Below are 4,853 nucleotides of genomic sequence, written 5' to 3'. Positions count from 1 at the left end.
GTTTATTTTTTCCCCTGAAAAAGCAAGAAAAAGTCATACACAATAAGGTCATTTATTGGTGAGTGCAAAATTGATCTTATTTTTTGTATTGAGAGTTTTTAGAGGTTCCCTCATGTCTTTTTGTCTTTCTTTATACCGCACGGCATAACTCCTTTTTTGAACATAGAAAATATGGCTTCTAATTTAGCGTCTTGATTAAAAGAAAATAAATATCGATAAATGCTTATCATATTTAACCTGTCATTACATTCGTCATTTACTTCATTTAGAAAGTTATCGTATTCTATGTTATCAACTAACCCTTGTTTCTTTCTTATAAGATATCATTTTCTTTTTCTCATCTTTTCTTTAACTTGATCCTGAGTAGATATTTTTATTCTATCAAGGATATCCTTTTCTGCTTTTTTATAATCCTCATGAAGATAAAACTCAGATACCAGATCAGAGAAAAATCATTCCAAACAATATAGTTACCTGGTATGTCTTGTTCGAAAAGAAGCTTTAATGCCCTATCTTTATTATCAATAATTTCATATTCATTAAATTCTTCAATAGAACCGGATAAAAAATCTGAGCTTTTAAAGAATTCAACGGGTTCCATATAAAAATTTATTATCTCACCCAGATTAAATTATCCTAAAATTCTACTCCAGAGATCAAAGATGCTTTGTCTGACTTTTTAATTTACGTCTTCCCCCTGAATGTTAGTGTTATACCTATCTTTGTGTTTAATAATATTGCCATTCTCCATATCTTTTTTAGTTATATTTTGGATGTTAGCTACTTGTTTCGATATGGCATCAGTTGATTGATTTAAATTTATTTTATCCAGAGTATTTTTTATTGCATCAGTATATCCGTGATTACCTTGATGCCTTGCCATTGCATTAACCCGTCAGCGTGGCATGGGCATTCACCACGGTAAGAAAGAAGCACGCCGGAAGCGATCCCGGCTTTTTGCTGTTTCAGAGAGAAATCAGAATAAAATAGCTAAAATATATCCTATGTATATATTTAATATTAATCTTATATTTTTCTGTATTATTCTTTTGTTTATCTTCTTATTTATTTTATATTTTTGTGATTTTAAGTTATATATTTAATATATAAGACCAACCCTGTAAAATATTTATTTTAAGCATAAAGATAACAAAGACGAAAGATCACTGGGATCTTTCCAGCCTTTTAATACAACTCGCCTATCTAACAACTGAGTATAAAAGATATTGCCTTTTTCCTTTCTGGGTTATCATCTAAAAAGCGATAAAGATATTCTTTAACTTCTTCTTTATGTGGAGAGTTAGTTAATATATTCTTATATATATCTATATATTTTTCAGAATTTATTATACTATAATGAATTATACCAAGCCAATCTAAAGCTTTTTTGTAATACTTCATTGAATTCGATAATAGTAGAAATATAATCTATAGTTTCAAAAGATCCCACCATTCCCATAATTTCTTTCATCATGTCAGTATATTCACTTTCGTCATCAAAATAATTTAAAATTATTGGAAAATACTTCTTATCTTTTGACTCGGCCATTTTATGTAAGGCATTGGGAAATATACGAATACTTTCAGGGGAATCCATGCTTGATGATTTTTCAAGACTTTCGATTAAATTCATTTTATCCTCTATTTTTTGGACACTTAGATGGTTTTTTAAATACATTGAGGAATGTTTATTTATTCAGCCTGATAATTTCCCTTAAACCTTGTTTAATTTTTTTAGTATATAATCCTTGATCTCTATATATTTTTCTAGCATCCATGATATCTTTGGCTAATGTTTCTTTTGGTGTTTCATGAAGGAAAGGTCTTCTTGCGTAAGATCTGGTTAATGGATGCCTTCCTTTATTAGATGGATATATGTTCCATTTGTATTGCAATGGATTTACTTTTAGAAATTCCAAACTTCTTCTTCATATATTCAGCTTAAGGCATGTGATGACAATAGCGATTGAACATTTGCAGGACATTCAGTTAACCCACATTGAAGCGCTGGCCTTAGCCCAACTGGTTAAGCGACTGAACTGGGCGGGGATACGCGCCTGTGCCGTGAATGACGAGGAAGCGTATCAGATTAAGGATGCCATCGGTAAGCTCCAATCGGCGCTGGCTTACCGTGGGTATGCGCCACGGTAGATCATTAGAAGGCCGGAAGATCACAGGGATCTCCCGGCCTGAATATCATTTATACTTACTAAATTGTTCTATCCAACCATCATCAGTAAATAGCTCACCGGATAGACCATCGCTAATATTGATAATATTTCTTTCACTACCATTATTTTCAGATAGTAGTAATTTCATAGCATCTTCATTTTGCTCTAGCATATCAAGTAAGTTAAAAATAACATTATCTATAGATTCAACAACTAACTTCCTAAGGACTTCTCGTTGTTCTAAGGTAAAATTTTCTATTAAATTATGTAATTCAAGTAAGTATTTTGCTTTTACTGTTCCTGACGATATGTTCTCAAAGCGTTCAATTGATCGATCTCGCACTGTAGTCATTAATATATGACCAAATATTTTAAGTAATTCGGTATCTGACATAATTTTATCCTATTTGTACCATGGAATATTAGAAGGAGCTCTGACTCCTTGATTTCGTAGATTCCATAGAGATTCAGCGACTAAGTTTCTTGCTTGCTGAGTTGATGCGCCTCCTGCTTCTAAAGCGTCAACCGCAATCTTAGTATGTTCTTGGAGTGTATTTGGGCGTCCACTGTTTTTTAATTCTTTAAAGGCAGATCTTTGATAGTTAGTCATTAGTTGATGATCTAATTTATTCTTAGTCATATAGTCCTGACTTATTGAAAACCCTCTCTTAGGATCATAACTGACATTATCTTTAAATCCGGCTTTAGCGTGAATATGATGACCACCAACATCTTTATATTCACCTGTTCCACATTTTTTAGACGTTAGCCCCAGCGGGTCAATCCAATTGACCGGATCATGGACATAGCTGTACGGGTTAAATCCGCCACTAAGATTCAAAGGATCCGGCGATAAGTACTGGCCTGTTTCCCTCTCGTAATAACGGTGTCGATTATAAAATAAACCACTCTCCGTGTCTTCATATTGGCCACAAAACCGGAGGTTACACGTCAGGTTGCGCGGGTCATTGACCGTCAGCACCGGCCAACATTCCGGCTCGCCCCAGGTGAGCAGTCGTCCGGCCCATATCAGCTCCCCGGCTTCGGTCAGAATTTCCCGCACCGTTCCTTGGTGATCACTCACCACATAGCATAGCTGACCTTTTTCATGCCGTGCCAGCGGCGTGAGGGCGCCCGGCTCATACAGCCAGTGAATGCTCTGTTCATACCCGACAGTGCCATCCGCATACACCGGCGTCTCTTCAATCAGCTGCTCCCCGCTCCACAGGTAATCGTAGCCGATTATCGCGGTCGGTTTCACCGGCGGTCCGGCGGTGTCCTCCTCTTTCCGCTTGCTAATCCGTCGCCCGAAAGCATCATAGCCATAGCGCCAGCGCGTGCCTTCCGGGCTGATAACCCCGGTCAGCCGGTCTTGCGCATCCCAGCGGTAGCGCCAGGTCCGCGGCCGGTAGCCCCGTCGCTGCTCGGTTTTCTCTGTTCGTCGCCCGTTTTCATCGTAGCGATAAGCGCAGGCGCCGTGCTGAATCACCCGCCCCGCCTGCTGGGTGTGGTAGCTCTGGCGTAGGTCTTCACTGAGCCGTTCCGGTACCCGTTTTTGGTAATGCAGATGCTGGCCGGCATCATACACAAACTGTTCGTCACAGGCTCGCGGCCCGCCAAACTGGGCGGTCACCACCTGGTCATTGGCATTGTAGCCGTAGCGCGTCTCGTCCCAGCGGGTGTCTTCAATGCAGGCCACGTTGTAGGCCGGGGTGTAATGCCAGTGGCGGGTGACCGCGCTGCCCCGCGGCGGGAAATGCGGGTCGGCCTCGTACAGCGTCTGTTTGAACCAGTCGGAGCTGCGGCCGGCGGTCTGATGGGCCAGCAGCCCGACCGGGGTGTAAGCCTGTGACTGGATAAAACCGGCGGCGCTTTCCCGCGCGATTTCCCGGCCCAGCCCGTCATGCTGCATCTGCAACGGAGCATGGCCGTCAAGCTGCCACTGCATCAGCCGGCCGTTAAGGCCGTAGTACCAGCTGACCGCGGGCTGGGTGTCCACCTGGCGGCCGGTGGGCAGGCCGCTTTGCGGGTCCCACTGATGGCTGACGACACGCCCGTTAATTGTCTCTTGGGTCAGGCGGCCGGCCTCATCGTATGCAAACGCCACCACCGCGTCCGGGTTAGTGGCCCGGACCAGCCGTCCCTGCGCGTCGTGGTCGTAGGTGGTGACTGAGCATAACGCGCACCGGTCATCCTCTTCCTGCCACGCTTCCTGGCGGGTAATGCGGTCGTCGTCGGTGTAACACCAGCGCAGCAGCTGGTGATTGGGGTAACGGGCAGTCAGGCGGCGTCCGGCGGCGTCATACTGATAATGAATGGTCCGGCCGGTAAAATCGGTTTCGCTAATCACCCGGCCAGCTGGGTCACGGGTGTAATGGTAAGTTTCACCGGTTTCGTTGGTCACGGTTTTCAGGCGGGTCAGTCGGTCGTAGCCAAAGGTCAGGGCCGTGCCATCCGGGCGGGTGAGGTGGCTGAGCCGGTCGAAGGCGTCATAGGTATAGCGGGTGGTCCGGCCTTCCCCGTCAGTCACCGCCGAGACCCGGCGCTCGCTGTCGTAGTCAATGGTCTGCTGGAGGCCGTCCGGCAAGCAAATCTCGCTGACGCTGCCCGCCGGGCTGGCGTGAAACGGGCTGTGGTGGTAGTCGGTCTGCTGATGTAACGCGTCGGTGACCCGCAGCAGCC

At 43.9% G+C, this 4,853-nt stretch carries 6 protein-coding genes; 1 reads left to right on the top strand and 5 read right to left on the bottom strand.

Going from position 1 to position 4,853, the window contains the following annotated elements; all coding sequences use genetic code 11:
- Window positions 1–679: 679 nt before the first annotated feature.
- The 3 genes from ACGF49_RS24010 to ACGF49_RS24000 form a co-directional block, all read right to left on the bottom strand.
- Entirely contained in the window at window positions 680–883 is a 204-nt protein-coding gene (locus ACGF49_RS24010) for an AHH domain-containing protein (RefSeq protein WP_192880526.1), read from the bottom strand.
- Between the two features lie 468 nt (window positions 884–1,351).
- The gene (locus ACGF49_RS24005) at window positions 1,352–1,633 is read right to left on the bottom strand and encodes an Imm30 family immunity protein (protein WP_271859764.1); all 282 of its coding nucleotides are present in this window, start codon (window positions 1,631–1,633) and stop codon (window positions 1,352–1,354) included.
- A gap of 55 nt (window positions 1,634–1,688) precedes the next feature.
- A complete protein-coding gene (locus ACGF49_RS24000; protein ID WP_271859763.1) occupies window positions 1,689–1,919 on the bottom strand; it encodes a hypothetical protein in 231 nt (76 codons plus the stop codon).
- A gap of 34 nt (window positions 1,920–1,953) precedes the next feature.
- Between ACGF49_RS24000 and ACGF49_RS23995 the strand changes: the two genes are divergently transcribed.
- The gene (locus tag ACGF49_RS23995) at window positions 1,954–2,151 is read left to right on the top strand and encodes a hypothetical protein (protein ID WP_271859762.1); all 198 of its coding nucleotides are present in this window, start codon (window positions 1,954–1,956) and stop codon (window positions 2,149–2,151) included.
- Between the two features lie 45 nt (window positions 2,152–2,196).
- Here the strand turns inward: ACGF49_RS23995 and ACGF49_RS23990 are convergent, their stop codons facing one another.
- Together ACGF49_RS23990 and ACGF49_RS23985 are read right to left on the bottom strand one after the other, a co-directional pair.
- Window positions 2,197–2,565, bottom strand: a complete 369-nt coding sequence (locus ACGF49_RS23990; protein WP_271859761.1) for a hypothetical protein — start codon at window positions 2,563–2,565, stop codon at window positions 2,197–2,199.
- Window positions 2,566–2,574: 9 nt separating this feature from the next.
- Window positions 2,575–4,853 (bottom strand): RHS repeat-associated core domain-containing protein (locus ACGF49_RS23985; RefSeq protein ID WP_387493147.1); only part of this gene is annotated, 2,279 nt, incomplete at its 5' end.

Source organism: Photorhabdus sp. RM96S, assembly GCF_042879335.1.
In the GTDB taxonomy this organism is placed as follows: Bacteria; Pseudomonadota; Gammaproteobacteria; order Enterobacterales; family Enterobacteriaceae; genus Photorhabdus; species Photorhabdus kayaii.
Note: the sequence above shows the minus strand (reverse complement) of the source record. Positions and strands in the feature narration are given on the sequence as shown.

Excerpts from the sequence above, each read along its gene's own strand:
- ACGF49_RS24010 (WP_192880526.1), bottom strand. The coding sequence starts at position 883 with ATGGCAAGGCATCAAGGTAATCACGGATATACTGATGCAATAAAAAAT.
- ACGF49_RS24005 (WP_271859764.1), bottom strand. The coding sequence starts at position 1,633 with ATGAATTTAATCGAAAGTCTTGAAAAATCATCAAGCATGGATTCCCCT.
- ACGF49_RS23995 (WP_271859762.1), top strand. The coding sequence starts at position 1,954 with ATGACAATAGCGATTGAACATTTGCAGGACATTCAGTTAACCCACATT.
- ACGF49_RS23990 (WP_271859761.1), bottom strand. The coding sequence starts at position 2,565 with ATGTCAGATACCGAATTACTTAAAATATTTGGTCATATATTAATGACT.